The organism is Parvibaculum lavamentivorans DS-1 (assembly GCF_000017565.1).
In the GTDB taxonomy this organism is placed as follows: Bacteria; Pseudomonadota; Alphaproteobacteria; order Parvibaculales; family Parvibaculaceae; genus Parvibaculum; species Parvibaculum lavamentivorans.
The window spans coordinates 618,519-637,154 of the sequence record NC_009719.1 but is presented as its reverse complement, the minus strand read 5'-3'; the positions used below and the strand labels follow the sequence as shown (position 1 = coordinate 637,154).

General features: G+C 63.8%; 17 protein-coding genes. 6 read left to right on the top strand and 11 right to left on the bottom strand.

Features of this window, described 5'->3' with window-relative positions; translation table 11 throughout:
• Position 1: 1 nt before the first annotated feature.
• The 4 genes from PLAV_RS02945 to PLAV_RS02930 all read right to left on the bottom strand — a co-directional run bounded on the left by PLAV_RS02945 (position 2) and on the right by PLAV_RS02930 (position 4,874).
• Positions 2–1,021, bottom strand: a complete 1,020-nt coding sequence (locus PLAV_RS02945; protein WP_011995491.1) for a TauD/TfdA family dioxygenase — start codon at positions 1,019–1,021, stop codon at positions 2–4.
• Positions 1,022–1,030: 9 nt separating this feature from the next.
• On the bottom strand, positions 1,031–2,767 hold the full coding sequence (locus PLAV_RS02940) for an N-acyl-D-amino-acid deacylase family protein (RefSeq protein ID WP_011995490.1): 1,737 nt from the start codon (positions 2,765–2,767) through the stop codon (positions 1,031–1,033).
• Between the two features lie 124 nt (positions 2,768–2,891).
• The gene (locus tag PLAV_RS02935) at positions 2,892–4,277 is read right to left on the bottom strand and encodes an MFS transporter (protein ID WP_011995489.1); all 1,386 of its coding nucleotides are present in this window, start codon (positions 4,275–4,277) and stop codon (positions 2,892–2,894) included.
• Positions 4,278–4,472: 195 nt separating this feature from the next.
• On the bottom strand, positions 4,473–4,874 hold the full coding sequence (locus PLAV_RS02930; protein ID WP_011995488.1) for a hypothetical protein: 402 nt from the start codon (positions 4,872–4,874) through the stop codon (positions 4,473–4,475).
• Between the two features lie 210 nt (positions 4,875–5,084).
• Here PLAV_RS02930 and PLAV_RS02925 point away from each other — a divergent pair, with 210 nt between their 5' ends.
• Both PLAV_RS02925 and PLAV_RS02920 read left to right on the top strand, forming a co-directional pair.
• Positions 5,085–6,350, top strand: coding sequence for an LLM class flavin-dependent oxidoreductase (locus PLAV_RS02925; protein ID WP_011995487.1), 1,266 nt, complete (start codon positions 5,085–5,087; stop codon positions 6,348–6,350).
• Positions 6,350–7,126: an alpha/beta fold hydrolase gene (locus PLAV_RS02920; RefSeq protein ID WP_011995486.1), complete on the top strand. Its 777-nt coding sequence runs from the start codon at positions 6,350–6,352 to the stop codon at positions 7,124–7,126. The genes PLAV_RS02925 and PLAV_RS02920 overlap by 1 nt, the downstream gene beginning before the upstream one ends.
• Positions 7,127–7,219: 93 nt before the next feature.
• On the opposite strand, the gene PLAV_RS02915 is transcribed toward PLAV_RS02920, so the two are convergent.
• On the bottom strand, positions 7,220–8,419 hold the full coding sequence (locus PLAV_RS02915; protein WP_011995485.1) for a multidrug effflux MFS transporter: 1,200 nt from the start codon (positions 8,417–8,419) through the stop codon (positions 7,220–7,222).
• 103 nt (positions 8,420–8,522) lie between these two features.
• Complete coding sequence (locus PLAV_RS02910) at positions 8,523–10,100, bottom strand: AMP-binding protein (RefSeq protein ID WP_011995484.1); 1,578 nt, start codon at positions 10,098–10,100, stop codon at positions 8,523–8,525.
• 142 nt (positions 10,101–10,242) lie between these two features.
• Between PLAV_RS02910 and PLAV_RS02905 the strand changes: the two genes are divergently transcribed.
• Complete coding sequence (locus PLAV_RS02905; RefSeq protein ID WP_011995483.1) at positions 10,243–11,322, top strand: lipid A deacylase LpxR family protein; 1,080 nt, start codon at positions 10,243–10,245, stop codon at positions 11,320–11,322.
• 3 nt (positions 11,323–11,325) lie between these two features.
• Here the strand turns inward: PLAV_RS02905 and PLAV_RS02900 are convergent, their stop codons facing one another.
• A complete protein-coding gene (locus PLAV_RS02900) occupies positions 11,326–11,565 on the bottom strand; it encodes a hypothetical protein (protein WP_011995482.1) in 240 nt (79 codons plus the stop codon).
• A 154-nt stretch (positions 11,566–11,719) separates the two neighbouring features.
• On the opposite strand from PLAV_RS02900, the gene PLAV_RS02895 reads away from it, so the two are divergent.
• Positions 11,720–12,862: a DUF819 family protein gene (locus PLAV_RS02895; RefSeq protein WP_011995481.1), complete on the top strand. Its 1,143-nt coding sequence runs from the start codon at positions 11,720–11,722 to the stop codon at positions 12,860–12,862.
• Positions 12,863–13,119: 257 nt separating this feature from the next.
• Positions 13,120–13,911 (top strand): enoyl-CoA hydratase, encoded by a 792-nt coding sequence (locus PLAV_RS02890; protein WP_011995480.1) that lies wholly within the window; start codon positions 13,120–13,122, stop codon positions 13,909–13,911.
• Between the two features lie 4 nt (positions 13,912–13,915).
• On the opposite strand, the gene PLAV_RS02885 is transcribed toward PLAV_RS02890, so the two are convergent.
• Genes PLAV_RS02885 through coxB form a run of 3 tightly spaced genes read right to left on the bottom strand, consistent with a single transcriptional unit; the run spans position 13,916 to position 17,465 of the window.
• Complete coding sequence (locus tag PLAV_RS02885) at positions 13,916–14,260, bottom strand: hypothetical protein (RefSeq protein WP_011995479.1); 345 nt, start codon at positions 14,258–14,260, stop codon at positions 13,916–13,918.
• Complete coding sequence (ctaD, locus tag PLAV_RS02880) at positions 14,257–16,779, bottom strand: cytochrome c oxidase subunit I (protein ID WP_011995478.1); 2,523 nt, start codon at positions 16,777–16,779, stop codon at positions 14,257–14,259. The genes PLAV_RS02885 and ctaD overlap by 4 nt, the downstream gene beginning before the upstream one ends.
• Entirely contained in the window at positions 16,776–17,465 is a 690-nt protein-coding gene (coxB, locus tag PLAV_RS02875; protein WP_049767688.1) for a cytochrome c oxidase subunit II, read from the bottom strand. The genes ctaD and coxB overlap by 4 nt, the downstream gene beginning before the upstream one ends.
• A gap of 30 nt (positions 17,466–17,495) precedes the next feature.
• Here coxB and PLAV_RS02870 point away from each other — a divergent pair, with 30 nt between their 5' ends.
• Positions 17,496–17,996 (top strand): DUF2231 domain-containing protein, encoded by a 501-nt coding sequence (locus tag PLAV_RS02870; RefSeq protein ID WP_041535819.1) that lies wholly within the window; start codon positions 17,496–17,498, stop codon positions 17,994–17,996.
• On the opposite strand, the gene PLAV_RS02865 is transcribed toward PLAV_RS02870, so the two are convergent.
• Entirely contained in the window at positions 17,974–18,480 is a 507-nt protein-coding gene (locus tag PLAV_RS02865; RefSeq protein ID WP_011995476.1) for a CopD family protein, read from the bottom strand. The genes PLAV_RS02870 and PLAV_RS02865 overlap by 23 nt on opposite strands.
• Between the last annotated feature and the right edge of the window lie 156 nt (positions 18,481–18,636).

The following is an 18,636-nucleotide window of genomic DNA, read 5'->3' as shown; positions in this document are numbered from 1 at the left end:
TTCAGGCATCCATCTTCAATTCGCTTTTGGTGCGGTTTTTCGACCAGTGCGACGAGAAGTTACGGAACCGCTCCGGGCGGTCCGTCAGTTGCGCGGTTTCCAGCCACAGGCGCTTCAGGTGCCGCTTGCGGTTCCGCTCGGGCCAGTCCTCATAGGCCGTCCGCGCGTGCAACACGTGGTAGTTGTTCACGAACTGCATGTCGCCGGGTTCCAGGTCCATATAGACATTGAAGGCGGGATCGGCGCACATCGCATCCACCAGATCGAAAGCCTCTCGCGCCTTCGCGCTCAGGCGCGGCGCGTCCGCGTGGCGCTGGCTCGACTCGATATAAGGCCGGATGTAGCGCACGAACAACCGGCCGCCATGTTCGGTGAAGACAGGCACGAAGTAGAAAGGCTGGCCGCCCTCCGGTTGCTCGCCGCGATAATCATAGGGCTGCGGCTCATAAAGCAGCGCCGCGAGGTCGGGGCGCGTCCGTACCAACTCATTGTGGATCGCAACCGCGTTCGCCACCGTCGAGATACCGCCGGACTTCGCCTTGCGAAGACACATCAGGCCGACAAGGTCCGAGCCGTCCGAATGGTAGGGAAAGGCGACGCCGCCGATTTCATTGCCGCGCGAGGTCGGGTCGGCACCCGACTTCCCCTGGTCCGTCACATCGCCAAGCAGATGCCCATGCTTGTTCTGCGGCCAGGGTTTGCCGAGATGCATGCCGATGCCCCAATAGATAAGCGACGCGTCGTCATCGGAATAGCGCTCCACGGGCAGGCCCGCGATGCGGCAGAAGCCGCGGCCGTTGATGAGGTCATCCTCTAGCCGGGCAAGTTTTCCCGCCAGCAGCGGCAGCGGAAAATCCACTTTCGTCACGTCGAGGAGGTCGCTTCCTTTCGCCTTGGCATGTGCGAGCGCGGCATCGATCTCGGCAACATCCGCAGCCGAAAGACGAAGCGTCCATCCCTCCTCGTCGGCGATGTCGGAGGCTCGCCAGTCCGATGCGGTTTCCAGAATGCGCGGTGTCATTGCCACCTCCTATTCGGCCGCGGCCCGCACGGGCGCCTGCTTGTGGCCGCGCACGAGCTTGCCCGGCAGCGCGCCGGTATGCTTGCCCTCTCGGTAGATCACCTCGCCGCTGACGATGGTCGCGACATAGCCTTCCGCTTCCTGCATCAGGCGGCGGGCGCCTGAAGGCAGGTCATAGACCATGTGCGGCGGCAGCAACCGCAGCCGATCGAAGTCGATCAGGTTCACATCCGCCTTCATGCCCGGCGCGATCATTCCGCGGTCGAGCAGGCCCACGGCTTCCGCCGTGTCGCGCGTCTGGCTTTTTACCACGAAGGGAAGATCGAGATGTTCGCCCCGTGTCCGGTCGCGGCACCAATGTGTCAGCATATAGGTCGGCACGCTGACGTCGCAGATCACGCCGACATGCGCGCCGCCATCCGAAAGGCCGAACAGCGTGTTCGGATTGCGCATCATGGTCAGCGCGTTTTCGAGGCTGAACTCGAAATAATTATGCAGCGGGAAGAACAGGAAGTTCCGTCCGCCATTCGCCGTCAATATGTCGTAGACGATTTCGTCAGGGTTTTGCCCCGTCCGCTTCGCCCGCGCGCAGATGCTGTCTTCCGGCGCGGGCTCGTAGTTCGGCGGATCGCCAAGCTCGAACATCTTGTGATAGGCGCCCGCCAGCGAATTCAGGAACGGGTGGCCGGGCTCAAGATCTTCCGAGAGCAGCTTCGCGCGGAACTCCGGATCGGCCATGATCGCGACGCGCTCGTCGAGCGGCTTGTCCGCAATCGCGCGGTAGCTCGGCCGCGTGAGGAAGGGATGCACGGAGCCCTGCAGGCCGAGCATCAGCCCGACGGGGCGGCCCTGCACCTGGGCCTTGATCGGCAAGCCCCTGCCCGCCGCCTTGTCGAGCCGGCCCAGCAATTCCTGCCACTGGTTCGGCATCACGTCGGCCTGCACCAGCGAGAAGCTCAGGGGCCGGCCTGAAATCTCCACCAGCCGTTCGACCAGCGAGAATTCCTGATCGACCTCCCGGAAATCCGACACCCATTGCAGCACGCCTGCACCTGCTTCCTTCAGCCCTTGCGCAATCGCTTCCATTTCCTTGTCGGCGGCGCCGATGGTCGGTGTCAGGTCGCCGTCGCTGGTGCGATGCGCGATGGTGCGCGAGGTCGAAAAGCCGATGGCGCCCGCCTTGATCGCGTCGCGCACGATTTCGCGCATCTCGTCGATCTCGGCATCCGTTGCCGCCTCGCGCTTCGCGCCGCGCTCTCCCATCACGTAAACGCGCACCGCGCCATGCGGCACCTGTATGGCCACGTCGATGTCGCGCTTGCGCGCTTCAACCGCGTCGAGATAGTCGCCGAAGCTTTCCCACTGCCACGACAGGCCTTCGTGAAGCGCCGCGCCCGGAATGTCCTCGACGCCTTCCATGAGACGGATCAGCCGGTCGTGATCCGATTTACGGACCGGCGCGAAACCGACGCCGCAATTGCCCATGACGACCGTCGTCGCACCGTGAATGGAAGACGGTGTCATGCGCTCGTCCCACGTCACCTGACCATCGTAATGCGTGTGGATGTCGACCCAGCCCGGCGTAACGAGCAAGCCCCTCGCGTCGATTTCCTCGCGGCCCTTCGCATCGACCTTGCCGACTTCGACGATGACGCCCCTGTCGATCGCCACATCCGCCACGCGCGGTGCGCCGCCCGAGCCGTCGACAACTGTGCCGCCGCGGATAACGAGATCCACATTGCTCATGATTTCCTCCTCAATGTTCCAGTTTCTTGTTGAGGAGATGATAGCGCGTGGGGGCGGCGATCCGAAAGCCAAAGGAGTCGCGCGAGAAAGGCTCAAATTGAGCCTTTCTCTTGTGACCTCGCCATCAATCCGCGGAGCGGTTGATCGCAGCTTCCTGCGCAAGGCGCGTGTTTCGGCGCTCGATAAGGCCGCGCAGGCGCTTCTGGCGCTCGGAGGTGAGCGGATAGGTCCAGGTGAGCCAGAGCGCGGCGATGAAGAAGACCGAGGGGATCACCGCATAGGCAAAGGTGAGCCACCAGAATTCGTCCGGCCCGTTGACCACGCCGGGTAAAGGATTGAAGCCGAAGAAGGCGACCACATTGAGCGAAATGCCGGTGCCGAAGGCGGTGGCGAGTTTCGTCGTCATGCCCGAAATGGCGAAGAAGGTTCCGGCGCGCTTGCCCTTGGAGCGGGCGGTGTCGACGTCTACCACATCGGCGAGCATGGCGAGCGGCAGGAATTGCAACCCGCCGAAGCAGAGACCCTTGGCAATGAACATGGCCGTGAAAATCTGCGTCTGGCCGGGCACGAGGAAGAAGGCGATGGTGGAAAGGCTGGCCGCCGCCGCCATGCAGATGGCGAAGGCCTTGTGCTTGCCCATCCGTCGGCCGAGCCAGAGCCAGCCCGGAATGGCGAGAAGGCCCGCCGCGAAATAATAGAGATAGAGCATGCCGACGCCGGTGACGCCGATATAGTCGCGCATGAAGAAGAGCGAGAGCGCGTTGCGGAACGCTTCGCCGCCGGTCACGATCAGCACGATGGCGAGCACGCGCACCATCGGCCCGTTTCTGCCGACATGGCGCAAGCCTTCCAGCAGCGGCACCTGGCGCGACACTTTCACATGGGCGGGCTCCGCCACGCGCCAGCAGACAAGGATGACAGTCAGCGGCGTCAGGATGATGATCGTCCAGGCCATAGCGGTCAGCACGGGCCGCGGCGTCGCCGGCCCTTCGATGATGAAGGGCAGCAGCGCCGGGATGAGCGCGGATAGCATCAAGCCCACCAGCACATAGAATTCGCGCGAGGCGGTTATGCGCGAGCGTTCGTGATAATCGGGCGAAAGTTCCGCGCCCCATGCGAAATAGGGGATGTAGACCAGCGTCGAACCGATGAACATGATGCCGAGCCAGGCGAGCAGATAGACGCTGCCGACCGACGAAAAGCCGAAAATATGCGGCATGAAAAGAAAGAGCACGCCGACCATCAGGATCGGCAGGCCAAGCAGCATGAAGGGCTTGCGGCGGCCGATACGCGTATGCGTATGGTCGGAGAAATATCCGATGAGCGGATCGGTGACGACGTCTGTGAGCCGCGCCAGCATGATCATGGTGCCCACCGCCGCGAGCGAAACGCCAAGCTCGCCTGCATAAAAAGGCGGCAGCCAGACTGCGACCGGATAGCCGAACATGGCGATCGGCAGGCCGATCGACCCATGCATATAGATGCTGGATCGCGAAAGCGGTGCGGTCATGCGATAGTCTCTCCCCGGCGGCGCTAACGCCTGTCGCGTTGCGTCTTGTCAGTTTTCTTTTTTCTGGTGGCGCGATTATAGGGACGCCGCCCCGTCGCGCGAGCGAAATCGGCCGCTATCCCAGTGTGGCGACGGAAGGCAGGCGCTGAAGGCGCGCCGGCCGCTGAAACGACCGGCGCTTGCAGGATCAGCGGCTTATTTCAGCGCCTCGAGCATCGCCTGTGTTTCACCGGCATGCGTCTTCGCTGCCTCGTGATCTTCCGTGGCGATGCCGGCTTGCGCTTCTTGCAACGCGGCTTCGAGAGCGGCCCTTGTCTCATCGTCTTCCGCATCGGGAATGGCGCCGTTCCCCAGCGCCTTGCAGGGGTTCATCTCTTTCGGTGCGAAACCTTCGCCTTCCGGTCCCACCAGGCAATTGATCGTGTGATGGAGATGCGTGTGGACGCCGGCCACGTCTCCCGATTGCGCGGCGAGCCCCGCATGCTGCGCTGCGGCTGCAATTTCCTTGTCGAGTTGTGCCGCGAAAGCGGGCGCGGCGAAGAGCATGACAGCGCCGGCCGCCGCCACGAGAATGGATAGCCTGCCTTTGGTGTGCATGATTTCCTCCCTTTTCTCTGTGGATGCCGGAAAAGCCTACACGCTTCCGCCGCGCGATCCGACCCGTTGCGGCCGGTCACGACGTAACGTTTGCGCGAGGATTGCAAACTTATTAGACTCCCGGCCTAGGGTGTTCACCCTAAATCATGATGAGGGCAAGGCGCGCGACGGCGCGCCATAAAAAACAGCCCCTTCGGGAGAGGGAACGACATGAAATTCACATGGTTCAATTTGATGCCTTGGCCCTACCTGCCGGACGATTTCCGGGAGAAGCATCGTTCGGTCTGGGTGGATATCGACTCGCGCCTGTTCGATCCGGCAAAGAGCCACGAAGTCTACAACTCCTACATGGACATGCTCGAATATGCGGGCACGCTCGGCTTCGACGGCATCGGCGTCAACGAGCATCACCAGAATGGCTACGGCATCATGCCATCGCCAAACATCATCGCGGCAGGTCTCGCGCGGCGCACATCGGATGTCGGTCTTGTCGTGCTCGGCAATTCGATCGCGCTCTACAATCCGCCGACGCGCGTCGCGGAAGAATTCGCGATGCTCGACTGCATTTCCGGCGGCCGCCTCGTCGCCGGTTTCCCGGTCGGCACCTCGATGGACACCAACTACTGCTACGGGCAGATACCCGCGCTCACCCGCGAGAAATATCAGGAAGCGCATGATCTCATCCGCCGCGCCTGGTCGGACCCCGATCCTTTCGCGTGGAATGGACGCTACAACAAGCTCCGCCACGTCAACATCTGGCCGCGCCCGATCCAGGACCCGCCGCCGATCCATATTCCCGGCGGCGGTTCGGTGGAGACCTATGATTTCTGCATCGACAATACCTATTCCTATTCCTACCTCTCCTTCTCCGGCTACATCCGCGCCAAGGCGCTGATGCAGGGTTATTGGGACCGCGTCGCCCAGCGCAACGCGCCCGACGAGAGCCCCTACCGCGCCGGCTTCGCGCAGACGATCTGCGTCGCCGATACGGACGAGGAAGCCGAGCGGCTCTACTCGGAGCATGTCAGCTACTTCTACAACCGCTGCCTCCATGTCTATGGCGGCTTCGCGGATGCGCCGGGCTACCGCACCATCAAGACGATCCAGACCGGTGCGCTGTCGCAATATGCGCCGCCCATCGGCGGCTATTCGGAACTCACCTGGAAAGACCTGATCGAGCAGGGCCATGTGATCGCGGGCAGCCCCGAGACGGTTCGCCAGCGCATGGAAGACCTCATCAAGGGTCTCAATGTCGGCAACATCTTCTGCCTTCTCCATGTCGGCAACATGCCGATGGACAAGTGCATGCACTCGACGAAGCTCTTCGCCGAGAAAGTCATGCCGCATCTCCGCGATATGTTCCCGGACTACAAGGACGACAACCGCTTCTGGTGCAAGCCGCTTGCGAAGCGCGCGAAGCCGGGCAGCCTGCCGGCCGATAAGGAAATCGCCGCGATGGTCGGAGGGAAGGACTGATGGAAACGAAAACGATCGAAACCCACCACGTCCCCGTCCGTTACTTTGAGGGCGGAAAGGGCGAACCTCTCGTCTTCCTCCACGGTGCGGGCGGCGTCACCGCCGAAGACCCGTTCCTCGCGAAGCTCGCGGAGAAATATCACGTCTATGCGCCGCTCCTGCCCGGCTATGGCGACTCGCAGGAATGCGGCGAGTTGCGCGAGATGCTCGACATCACGCTCCATACCTGGGACGTGGTGGCCGCACTCGGCCTGAAAGACCCGATCCTTGTCGGCCATTCGATGGGCGGCATGATCGCGGCGGAAATGGCCGCCATCGCGCCGAACGATGTCAGCCGCCTCGGCCTCATCTGCCCCGCCGGGCTCTGGCTCGACGATCATCCGATCCCGGATATTTTTGCGATGCTGCCCTACGAGCTTCCCGCCGTTCTCTTTCACGATGTGGAAGCGGGCACGGCGCTGATGACGGCGGGCGTCGCGCTCGACGATCCGGAATGGCTGAAGGGCTTCCTCGTGCAGAACGCGCGGCAGCTCGGCATGGCGGGCAAGATTCTCTTTCCCGTGCCGGATCGCGGCCTCTCGCAGCGGCTCTACCGCGTCAAGGCGAAGACGGTGCTTGTCTGGGGCGATGGCGACAAGCTCATCGCGCCGGTCTATGCACATAGCTGGAAGAAGGCGATTGCGGGCGCCGAGCTCGTCTCGGTCCCCGAAGCGGGCCATTTGATGACGCTGGAAAAGCCGGAGCATGTCGCCGCGGCCATCGGCAAACTCGGATAGGCACACAAGGAATCGGCGTCCAAAAACAAGAAACAGGCGCGGATAGGAGCGAAGGGCCATTCCCGAAAGGGCGTGGCCCTTCTGCTTTTGCGCTCAGGCCGGCACGCGTTCCCTGGCCGAGAGCCGCGCCAGCGTCGCCGCGATGCTCGCTCCGGCAATGATCAGCGCCATCGGCAGTGCCGTGCCGTCATTGAACGCGCCGACCAGTCCGCCGGAGACGGCCGCCAATGCGAATTGCAGGATGCCGGTCAGCGCGGATGCCGAACCGATATGGCTGTCCGCCCGCGCCATCGCCGCCGCCGTCGCATTCGCGCCGACAAAGCCGAGGCATCCGACCGCGACGAAGATGCAGGCGGCAAGCGGATAGAATGCGCCGGGCATGAAGATGGTGAAACCGAGCAGCGCCACCACGGCGGCGAGATGAACACCCATCGCGATCTTCAGGATGAGGCGGCCCGAAATCCGCCGCAGCAGGAATGCGTTTACCTGCGATGCGAATATGAGGCCCGCCGCATTCGCGCCGAACAGCATGGCATAGCCGGAGGGATCGAGGCCGTGAAGCTCGATGAAGACGAAGGGCGAGCCGGTGATATAGGCGAACATCGCCGCCGAGATGAAAGCGTTGGCGAGCGCGAAACCCATGAAGGGCCGGTCGGCAAAAAGCGCCAGATAAGCGCCGAGTACGGGGCGAAGCCCGCCATGCTGCCGCCGTTCGCGCGGCAGTGTTTCGCCAAGGCCGAAAATAACGGCGGGAACGCAAGCCAGCCCGAAGGCGGCCAGCACCCAGAAGATCATGTGCCAGTCGTGATGCAGGATGATGAAGCCGCCGATCATCGGCGCGAGAATGGGCGCGAGGCCCATCACCAGCATCAGCAGCGAATAGACCTGCGCCGAGCCGCGCTCATCGAAGAGATCGCGCACCATGGCGCGCGAGACGACGATGCCCGCGCAGCCGCCCAGCGCCTGAAACAGCCGCGCGGCGGTGAGGCTTTCGATGTCGGGGGCGAGAGCCGCCCATATCGATGCGCCGACATAAAGGCCGATGCCTATGAGAAGCGGCGGCAGGCGGCCGACACGGTCCGTAATGGGTCCCACGACGCCCTGCCCCACGGACAAGCCGATGAAGAAAACGGCAAGCGTCATCTGCACCGCGCCCGCGGTCGTATTGAAATGCGCGGCGATGGCGGGGAAGGCCGGCAGATACATGTCGATCGAGAGCGGCGCGAAGGCGATCAAGGCACCGAGAATGACGACAAAGCCGATGCGGCTTCCGCGCGGGCTGGATGCATTCATTTTATATCTACTTTCGTCATCCCTCGTCCCGCGCGTTTCATATAGGCGAACGGGCCGCCTTTTACAAAGCGGCCCGTCCCTTGATTAGCCAGCATCGTACGGATCAGATCTTCTTCTCGCCCTGCCAGTAGGCGTCGCGGATATTGCGTCTCAGCACCTTGCCGCTCGGCATGCGCGGCAATTCCTGCATGAAGTCCACCGAGCGCGGGCGCTGATAGCCCGGCAGGTTCGCCGCCGCGAAGTCGAGGAGCTCGCGCGCCATCGCATCGTCCGCGCGATAGCCCTCGTTCAGTTCCACGACGAGCTTCACCTCCTCGCCCCATTCCTCATTGGGTACGCCGACCGCCGCCGCGTCGGCCACTGCCGGATGCTTCAAAATCTCCTGGTCGATTTCGGCGGGATAGATGTTCACGCCGCCGGAGATGATGACTTCGGCGCTGCGCCCGGTGAGAAACAGGAAGCCGTCCTCGTCGATGTAGCCCATGTCGCCCATCGTGTAGAAATCGCCGCGATAGGCGCCCTCGGTTTTTTCCGGCGCCTTGTAATATTCGAAGCGGCCCTGTTCCGGCGCCTTGAAGTAGATCGTGCCGACATCGCGCGGCTTCACCGGCTTGCCGTCCTCGTCATGCACTTCCACGATCACGCCGGGCAGCGGCTTGCCGACGGTGCCCTTCTTCTCCGGCCATTCGTGACTGTCGACGAAAATGCCGCCGCCTTCCGTCGCCGCGTAATATTCGAAGACCACGGGTCCGAACCAGACGATCGAGCCCTCCTTCACATGCGCGGGGCAAGGCGCCGCGCCATGCAGGATCCAGCGCAAGCTGGACGTGTCGTATTTCGCCTTCGTCGCCTCCGGCAGTTGCAGCATCCGGTGCAGCATGGTCGGCACGACATGCGTATGCGTGATGCGGTATTCCTCGACAAGCCGCAGCGTCTCTTCCGCGTCCCATTTGTCCATCAGCACGCAGCCGACGCCGGCATTGATCGGAAAGCTGAGGTTCAGTGCGAGCGGCGCCGCGTGATAAAGCGGGCCCGTCACCAGCGCCATGTCACCGTCGCGAAAAGCCGCCGTCTCCGTCAGCTTCACCAGCAGCGGCGATACAGGCGCCGCCTGGCGCCGGAAGACGCCCTTTGGATGTCCCGTGGTGCCGGAGGTGTACATCATCTGCGTTCCGAGCGCCGGGTCCGCAAGGTCGGCACCGTCCTCGGCCTCCACCGCCGCATCATAGGAGGTAAAGCCCTCGATCTCGCCACCGGCGGCAAGCTTCACGACGAGCCCCGGCGACATGCGCGCCGCTTCCATGGCCGATGCCGGAAAGCGCGCATCGGCGACGAAGGCTTTCGCTTCGCAATTATCGACGATATAGCCGACTTCCGAGCCCTTGAGATGCCAGTTCACCGGCGTCAGGCGAAAGCCGCCGCGCTGGCAGGCCGCCACCGTCTCCACGAATTCCGGACGGTTGGAACAGAGCAGCGCCACCGCGTCGCCCGCCTTCAGCCCCGCTCGCCGCAAAGCGCGAACAAGCTGGTTCGCCCGCGCGTTCAGCTCGCCGAATGTCCGGTTGCCCGCTTCCGACAGGATGGCGGGCTTCTCCGGCGCCTGTGCCGCATGCCATGCCAGCACCATGCCCGCAGCAGCCGCCTCTTCGCGGCTCCACGCGCGCGCTTCCGCTATCGCCATAAGTTCCCTCCCGGTTCCACAGCGCCTTGCTGGCGCCTTTTTTGGATTACAATTTCCATTCGGTGTATTGGACAAGGGGCGGCTCCCCGGCGTCAAGCCGGTTCACGGAGTTCCTGTCCGCGCTTTTTTGGGGATTCGGTAAATGAGAGCTTTGCTGGCTGCTGCGGCCGCCTTTTTCGGCACCGTCGCATTGGGGGCTTCTGCGGCCCACGCTCAGGAGAGCGAAGAGGTCGTGCCGTGGGCGAGCGACGACCGCGCCTTCCTCACGCTTCAGGTCGAAAACGACCTCTTTGCCAACTTCGCAAATTCCGACCGGCACTACACAAACGGACTGCAGGCTGCATGGCTCTCGCGCCCGCAGACGGACCTGCCCTCCTGGCTTACCGATTTTTCGTCGCCTCCCTTTTATTCGCTGCTCTTTCCGACCGGCAATTTCGACAGGAAGAGCCACCGCATCGGCGTCGCGCTCGGCCATGCGATCTTCACGCCCGACGATACCGACGCCACAGCCTATCTGCCGAACGACCGGCCTTATGCCGCCTGGCTGCACATGACCTTCTCGCTGCAAAGCGTCCGGGGAAGCACCATCACCGGCGAGGCGTGGCAGGATCAGTGGAAACTCGATGTCGGCGTGGTCGGCCCTGCCGCGGGCGGCGAGTTCGTGCAGAACGAGTGGCACGGCATCATCGGCGCCGACGATGCCAATGGCTGGGACAACCAGATCCACAATGAGCTCGGCATCAATCTGAGCTTCGAGCGCGCCTGGCGCAGTTCGACCTTCGAGACGCCGGAAATCATCGGCCTTGAAACCGATGTGATCCCCTACACCATCATCTCGCTCGGCAATGTGCAGACCTATGCGGGCTTCGGCGGCACGTTCCGCATCGGGCCCTCATTGCCCAATGATTTCGGGCCCACGCGCATCTATCCCGGTGTTGGCGGCTCGGAATGGTTCGAGCCGGCGGCGTCCGGCTGCAGCTGCTATGTCTTCGCGGGCTTCGAGGGACGCGGCATCGCTCGCGACATTTTCCTCGACGGCAACACCTTCCGCGACAGCCCGAGCATCCAGAAACGTCACTTCGTCTATGACGCAAAGCTCGGTTTCGTCTTCGTCGTCTGGGACACGCGCGTCGCCTTCACGCATGTCTTCCGCAGCCGCGAATATGAGGGACAGGCGAAGCCCGATCAGTTCGGTTCGATCTCGGTGAACTTCGCCCTCTGATCCTCAGCTCGACTTCTTGTGGTCGCGCACTTCCGCCGGGTCGTGTTCCTTGGCGTGAGACGCGGCTTCCTTGCGGGCCGCTTCGAGGTCTTTGCGCTCACCGCCTTCCATCGCGGTGCGCGCCTCCTCGGCCGCCTTGCCGACGCGGCCTTCGTCCACGAATTCCTTCGTGTCCTTGTTATAGGCGCGCGCCGCCGTGCGGTTGCCCTCGCCTTCATTCTGTTGCTTCTTCGGGTCGGCCATGACGTCCTCCACTGAAGTTGGGTGTCAGTCGTTGAAAAACGCGCAAGGCCGCCCCTCTGTTCCGTCCGGTCTCCATAATGCCCATTCTGCTTGTTTTTGAGCGAAAGCCCCGCATGATGGGGCGCTTCCCGAATCCTTCCGCCGGACAAAATTCATGACGCTGCCGCTTATCCAGGCCGACAATATGTTCGGCCTCCTCTTCGCCTTTCTCGGCCTCGCCGCCTTCGGCTTCTGGTCGGAGCGCACGCGGCTCGGCCTGTGGGTTTCCGGCGTCATCCTCACGATCTTCGCGGGCATGCTCCTTGCCAATCTGCGCATCGTGCCCTTCGCCTCGCCGTTTCACGACATGGTCTGGGCCTATGTCGTGCCGCTCGCGATCCCGCTGCTGCTCTTCAAAGCCGACCTGAAGAAAATCCTGCCGGAGAGCGGCAAGATGCTGCTTGCCTTCGTCATCGCCGTCCTCGGCACGGTCGCGGGCGTGCTGGTGGGTTTCGCGGTCATCGACATGGGCCCCGCGGGCCATCTCGTTGCGGGTGCGCTCGGCGCGAGCTGGATCGGCGGCTCGATGAATTTCGCCGCCGTCTCAACCGCGAACGGCCTCGTCGCCGACGGTACGCTCACCGCCGCCACGGCCGCCGCCGACAATGTGATGGCGGCCTTCTTCATCGCCTTCCTGCTCATGCTGCCCGGCCTCGCCTGGCTCCTGCGTCTCATTCCCTCGAAGATCATCGAGCAGGAAATCCATGCCCATGAGCACCCGGAAGAAGAAAAGGAGCCCGTGCTCGACATGGGCGCGCTGGCGCTGCAGCTCTTTCTCGCCGCCGCCTGCTGCTTTGTCGGCTTCGAGACGGCAGCCCTTCTCGGCATCCCGAAATACGGCGTCCTCTTCGTCACGGTGAACGCGCTCCTCATCGCCAACATCTTCCCGAGACAGATGCACAAGCTCGAGGGCGGGTTCACGCTCGGCATGTTCTTCATGTATCTCTTCTTCGGCGTCATTGGCGCTGCCGCCGACATCGTGCTGATGGTCGAGACGGCGATGCCGATCTTCCTCTTCGTCTTCATCATGGCCGCCGTTCACATCGCCATCGTGCTTGCGGGCGCAAAGCTCTTCCGCATCGACCTCGCCGAGGCCCTCGTCATCTCCAACACCGTCGCCGTCGGCCCCGCCACGGCGGCCGCCATGGCCGCCGGCAAACGCTGGCACGGCCTCGTCACGCCCGGCGTCATGTTCGGCGTGCTGGGCTATGCGGTAGCGAATTTCATCGGCGTCGCGCTGACGCAGTGGCTGGGGTAGTAGAGAGACCCTGTCCTTTTATTTTCTTTGTCTTTGCCGGGCTTGACCCGGCAATCTAGAAGCCGCGAAGCGGAGTCAGGAATAACTCTTTTCCTTATCCCTCCATTGGCGCGCCGCGGTCCCTTATCCTGGACCCCCGGGTCAAGCCCGGGGTGACGCATAGAAATAACAAGAAAAGCGGCAAACGCTCCGTCATTTGCTCCCCTCCCCCGATCCCGATAGAACAGCCTCAAAGCCATTCACCGAGGGAGAGCCCAATGTCCGAACCCGTCATCCTTGTCGAAAAGTCCGGCGCCGTTGCCACCGTGACGCTGAACCGTCCGGGCGCGATGAACGCGTTGTCGCGCGACCTGCGCAAGGCAATCGCCGAAACCTTCGAGGAACTTGAAGCCGACGAGAATATCCGTGTTGCGATCCTTACCGGCGCGGGCAAAGCCTTCTGCGCAGGCCTCGACCTGAAGGAACTCGGCGGCGATGCCAGCGCCGTTGGCGGCGGCGGCGTCAACTCGACCATCGGCGACAAGGATCCCGTCACCTCCATCGGCCGCTTCTCGGGCCCGGTCATCGGCGCGATCAACGGCGTCGCCATCACCGGCGGCTTCGAACTCGCGATTGCCTGCGACGTCCTTGTCTGCTCGGAGAATGCGCGCTTTGCCGATACGCATGCCCGTGTCGGCATCCTGCCGGGCTGGGGCCTCAGCCAGAAGCTCAGCCGCGCCATCGGCATCTATCGCGCCAAGGAACTTTCCCTCACCGGCAATTTCCTCTCCGCGCAGCAGGCGGAACAATGGGGCCTCGTCAATCGCGTGGTGACGGCGGAAGAACTCCTTCCCGTCTGCCGCAAGCTCGCCGACGACATGCTCTCGGTCGTGCCGCAATGCCTGCCTGCCTACAAGAAGCTGATCGATGATGGCTTCGCGCAGGATTTCGGTACCGCGCTCAAGACCGAGCGGCAATTCTCCAACGCCGCCAACAAATCCGTCGCGCCGGAGGAAATCGCGGCGCGCCGCGAAGGCATCCAGAACCGCGGCAAGCAGCAGACCTCCTGATCTCTCACGGGCAAGGCGACAGCCAGAGCACGCCCGAAAAGCAGAAGACCGACGCCCCGAAAGCGGCGAAGGCGAGATCGGTGGCGACGCGGTATGAAAAACCCGTCGCCGCCGTCACCCGCCGCCGCATCGCGAGATAAAGCGCAAGCTGGACCGCGAGATAGACAACAAAGAGCGCCACGAGAACAAGCCGGTCCAGGCTCAGCGCGCCGGCAATGCCGATCTCGTTCCAGCCGAGCCGGCAGCCCAGCGCCTGCGTTGCATAAAGATGCACGAAGGCGAGCGCCCAGAGGCCGAAGCCCACAAGCAGCAGTCCCGCATGTCCCGCCCGCTCGGTCGCGCCCGTCATGATGCGCCTCCGCCGGAGCCGAGCATGATGAAGAGATGCACGAAGATGACGGCGACGATGCCCGCGCCCGCCGTATAGAGGTGCCACAATTTTCCGATCCTGAGATCGAGGCTCCGCGCCGCCGAGACGAGGCCCTGCCGCTCGCGCCAGAAACCGAACAGCGCGAAGACCACGCCAAGCGCGGTATGGAAGCCCGCATAACAAAGCACCGTGAAACATGTCGCTGAAAGGGCGTGCCCCATCCGGTCGGGAATGCCGGCCATCGCGATCCATGCAATGGCGAGCGTCGCAAGCGCGTGTGCGGCGGCACAGACAATGAGCCAGGTTTGCGGGCGCGCGCCTGCCAGCCCTCTCGCCCGCCACCCCGCGACGCCCGCGAGCAGCAGCGCGGCAATCGCAACGGCGGAAAGGAGCATGTCGGGTTCGGGAAGCGTCGCGGGCGGCCAGTTCGGCGCCGACAGCCAGAGGAACCAGCCGCCGAAAAGAAGCGATGCATAAAGCGTCGCGTCCGCGGCCAGCGTCAGCACCATCGCCCACCATGAAGGGGCGCCGCGGCTCTCGGTGTGAGGCGGCGCCGCCGCATCGCGTCCGACGGGCAAGGCGCCGCTGTCCTTCTCGCTCCCCGTCGCATGCGTCCAGCCGAGAAACATCGCCAGCGTCGCCAGCAGCGCGATGGGCACCAGCCAATAGAGCTTCGCCAGCATCGCGACGAAGAAGAGGCCGGTGGCGGCGGCCGTGAAAAGCGGCATGAATGTCTGGCGCGGCAGCAGCACCACCTGTTCGAGCCGCCCGCTCCCCATGCCGACGGCGAGCGTCTCCATTTGCCCCTCCCGCGCAAAGCCGAGATAGCCCTCTCCCGTCGCAAGCTCCCGGCCCAGCCGTTCCGGCTCCAGCATGTCGGCGCGGCGGTCCACATGCGGCAGCGACGCGAAGTTGTAGGCAGGCGCCGGTTTCGGCATCGCCCATTCGAGGGTCATCGCCTTCCACGGATTGCGCGGGAAGGCGCGGCCATAGCGGAACTGCAGGATGAAATCGATCAGCACCAGCGCGAAGCCGAACATCATGATGAAGCTGCCGACGGAGGAAATGAGATTGTAGATCTCCAGCCCCGAGGCTTCCGTATAGGTATGCACGCGCCGCACCATTCCGAGCAGCCCCGTCAGGTGCATCACGAGAAAGGTCACATTGAAGCCGATAAAGACCAGCCAGAAGGCGGGCCGCGAGAGGTGATGCACGGGCCGCTTTCCCGACATCAGCGGCAGCCAGTAATAGGCCGCCGCCAGCATCGGGAAGACGAAGCCGCCGATCAGCACATAATGGAAATGCGCCACCACGAAATGCGTGTCGTGCGCCTGCTTGTCGAAGGGCATCATGGCGAGCATCACGCCGGTCAACCCGCCGATCACGAAGACGAAGAAAAATCCGAAGACATAAAGCATCGGCACGCTGAAGCGCGGGCGGCCATGCGCCAGCGTCGCCAGCCAGGCGAAAATCTGGATCGCCGTCGGCACGGCGACAAGCGCGCTCGCCGCCGAGAAAAACGCCATCGCCATATGCGATATGCCCACCATGTACATGTGATGGACCCAGAGGCCGAAGGAGATGAAGGCCATCGAGATCGCCGCCAGCACCACCGCGCGATAGCCCATCAGCGGCCGGCCGGCAAAGACCGGCAGGATGGTGGAGATCGCGCCCGCCGCCGGCAGGAAGATGATGTAGACCTCCGGATGGCCGAAGAGCCAGAAAAGGTGCTGCCACAGCAACGGATCGCCGCCGCGTTCGGGGTCGAAGAAGGGCAGCCCGAAGGCGCGCTCCACTTCGAGCAGGATGGAGCCGAGGATCAGCGGCGGAAAGGCGAACAGCATCATCGCCGCTACCGCCAGCATGTACCACGCGAAAATCGGCATCCGGCCGAGCGACATGCCGGGGGCGCGCAGCTTCAATATGCTGACGATGATTTCGACGGCCGCGCAGACGGCGGAAATTTCGACGAAGGTGACGCCGAGCAGCCAGAAATCCGAATTGATGCCGGGCGAATAGGTCCCGGAGGAAAGCGGCGTATACATGAACCAGCCGGCATCGGGCGCAACCCCCGCCGCCAGCGCCACGATCAGCATCGTGCCGCCGAAGAGATAACACCAGTAGCCATAGGCGGTGAGGCGCGGAAAGGCGAGGTCGCGCGCGCCGAGGAGTTTCGGCAGAAGATAGATCGCGAAGCCCTCGATCAGCGGTATCGCGAAGAGGAACATCATGATCGTGCCATGCATGGTGAAGACCTGCGCATAAAGGCCTTCATCCATGAACACGCTTTCGGCGGAAGCGAGCTGCGTGCGGATCAGCATCGCGAGCACGCCGCCGATCGCGAAAAACACCGCCGCCGTTATCATGAAGCGGCGGCCGATCGAGCTGTGGTTCACGACGGCAAATTGCGCGAGCCCCGGCGCCGTGCCCCATATCGCGTCCAGGTCCCGGTGCAGGCGGAGCGCCTTCGTGGCGCCGTTTTCCGTTTCTCCGCTCATGGCGCGCTCCCTCCGATCGCCGCGCGGAATTGCTCCGGCGTGTGCGCCTCGACGCGAAATGTCATTGTCGTGTGGCCGGTGCCGCAGAATTCCGCGCAGACGCCGCCATAGGCGCCCGGTCTATCCGCATAGAGCCGCACCGCCGCTTCGTGCCCCGGCGTTGCATCCACCTTGCCGCCGAGCCGCGGCACCCAGAATCCGTGGATGACATTGTCGCTCGTTGCGATCACATCGACATCATATTGGGCCGGCATATGCATCACGCCGATGGTGGGCGCGGCATCCGGGTAGTCGAGGTAATGGAATTCCCAGTACCACATATGCGCCCGCGCCTCGATGCGCACCGGGTTGTGCTCGCCGCGCCAGGGCAGATGCCGCTCGCCCATCGCGAAGGCGAAGAAGAGCAGCAGCGCCAGCACCGGCACAGGCATGAGAATGCCGCCCGCCACGATCCACGTCTTCGCGGCATAGCGGCTGCCGAAGCCGGGCTTCAGCATGGCCGCCGCGAAAAGCCCCATCACCAGCAGGAAAAGCACGGCGCTCCCCGCCAGCATCGCCCACCAGAGCGCCGCTATGTCGCGCGCCGCCGGCCCCGCCGGATCGAGCGCCGAAAGGTCGCCGCTGCAGCCGGAAAGCGCCGCGCCCGCGCAAATCGCCGCCGCGCGACGGAACGGACCGCGCCGCAAAAGGGTTATCTTCCGAATGGGAGAAGTGTCATGAGCGAAACCGACAACCCGGAAAACCCGGTCGAGGCGAAGATCGAGGAAATGGATGTCAGCTCCGCCATCGCGGTGGCGGGCCATCCGCTTCATGCGATGAGCGTCCACTTCCCCATAGCCCTCGTCATCGCGACGCTCGGCGCGGATGTCTTCTACTGGTGGAGCGCCGATCCCTTCTGGCTCCGTGCGGGCCTCTGGGCGGCGGGCTTCGCCTTCGCCTCCGGCATCGGCGCGGGCCTTGTCGGCACGGCGGAGCTTCTCCTTGTGCCCGGCATTCGCGGCCGCGTCGCAAGCTGGGCGCATGGCGTTGCCGCGATGATGCTCATCTCGGTCGCCGGTCTCAATTGGGGCCTCCGCCTCGCCGCGCCCGACGCCGTGCTGCCGCATGGGCTTCTCCTGTCGCTCCTCGCGGCAGGGCTCACCGGGCTTGCCGGCTGGCATGGCGGAAAGCTGATCTTCCATCACGGCATCGGCCTCATGGTGTCGCCCAGGGATTGAGGGGTTCGAGGATGCGCTTCAGCGCACCCGGCTCCGACATGCTTTCCGGCAGCAGCGCGGCGAAGTCGAAATCGGGCTTCGCCAGCACGAGAAAAAGCACGCCCGCCATCAGCGCCATGACAAGGCCCGTCGCGACCAGAAAGCGCCAGACGGGATAGACCTCGCCCTCGCCGAAGAGCCGGATGATGACGAGCCCCGCCAATGTGTGCGCCACGACAAGCGCGCCGACCAGCGCCAGCTTCGCCGCCATCCACGGCGTGAACACCTCGCGCGCGAAAATCAGCCCGATGCCGCTCCCGACCGCCAGAAAGGCGGCGGGCGAGATCATCGCCACATAGACGAAGCGCACCATCCGCTGCAGCCGGTAAAGCGCATCCTTGTCCACCACATGCGCGCGCTGCACATAAAGGCCGGGCAGGCTCACCAGCCCCGCCATCCAGACCGCCACCGTCGAAATGTGAATGATTTTGAGCCAGACGATCATCAGGCTGCCATGGCTCCTCTCCCCTTGGCCAATAAGGGCCAAGAGAGGAAATGCATGAGAGGACGGGAAGTTCCATGGGGAAAGGGGCGCGGCTCCTCCCAAGCCCGGTAGCGGCATTTCACATCTATCGCGGCGCCCTTAGCATCGCCCCCCTTT

What these genes read in the sequence shown, in the direction of transcription:
- PLAV_RS02910 (WP_011995484.1), bottom strand. Translation starts at nt 10,100, where the DNA reads ATGGCGATAGCGGAAGCGCGCGCGTGGAGCCGCGAAGAGGCGGCTGCT.
- PLAV_RS02905 (WP_011995483.1), top strand. Translation starts at nt 10,243, where the DNA reads ATGAGAGCTTTGCTGGCTGCTGCGGCCGCCTTTTTCGGCACCGTCGCA.
- PLAV_RS02920 (WP_011995486.1), top strand. Translation starts at nt 6,350, where the DNA reads ATGGAAACGAAAACGATCGAAACCCACCACGTCCCCGTCCGTTACTTT.
- PLAV_RS02930 (WP_011995488.1), bottom strand. Translation starts at nt 4,874, where the DNA reads ATGCACACCAAAGGCAGGCTATCCATTCTCGTGGCGGCGGCCGGCGCT.
- PLAV_RS02895 (WP_011995481.1), top strand. Translation starts at nt 11,720, where the DNA reads ATGACGCTGCCGCTTATCCAGGCCGACAATATGTTCGGCCTCCTCTTC.
- PLAV_RS02885 (WP_011995479.1), bottom strand. Translation starts at nt 14,260, where the DNA reads ATGACGGGCGCGACCGAGCGGGCGGGACATGCGGGACTGCTGCTTGTG.
- PLAV_RS02900 (WP_011995482.1), bottom strand. Translation starts at nt 11,565, where the DNA reads ATGGCCGACCCGAAGAAGCAACAGAATGAAGGCGAGGGCAACCGCACG.
- ctaD (WP_011995478.1), bottom strand. Translation starts at nt 16,779, where the DNA reads ATGAGCGGAGAAACGGAAAACGGCGCCACGAAGGCGCTCCGCCTGCAC.
- PLAV_RS02945 (WP_011995491.1), bottom strand. Translation starts at nt 1,021, where the DNA reads ATGACACCGCGCATTCTGGAAACCGCATCGGACTGGCGAGCCTCCGAC.
- PLAV_RS02940 (WP_011995490.1), bottom strand. Translation starts at nt 2,767, where the DNA reads ATGAGCAATGTGGATCTCGTTATCCGCGGCGGCACAGTTGTCGACGGC.
- PLAV_RS02925 (WP_011995487.1), top strand. Translation starts at nt 5,085, where the DNA reads ATGAAATTCACATGGTTCAATTTGATGCCTTGGCCCTACCTGCCGGAC.
- PLAV_RS02870 (WP_041535819.1), top strand. Translation starts at nt 17,496, where the DNA reads ATGAGCGAAACCGACAACCCGGAAAACCCGGTCGAGGCGAAGATCGAG.
- PLAV_RS02935 (WP_011995489.1), bottom strand. Translation starts at nt 4,277, where the DNA reads ATGACCGCACCGCTTTCGCGATCCAGCATCTATATGCATGGGTCGATC.
- PLAV_RS02890 (WP_011995480.1), top strand. Translation starts at nt 13,120, where the DNA reads ATGTCCGAACCCGTCATCCTTGTCGAAAAGTCCGGCGCCGTTGCCACC.
- PLAV_RS02865 (WP_011995476.1), bottom strand. Translation starts at nt 18,480, where the DNA reads ATGATCGTCTGGCTCAAAATCATTCACATTTCGACGGTGGCGGTCTGG.
- PLAV_RS02915 (WP_011995485.1), bottom strand. Translation starts at nt 8,419, where the DNA reads ATGAATGCATCCAGCCCGCGCGGAAGCCGCATCGGCTTTGTCGTCATT.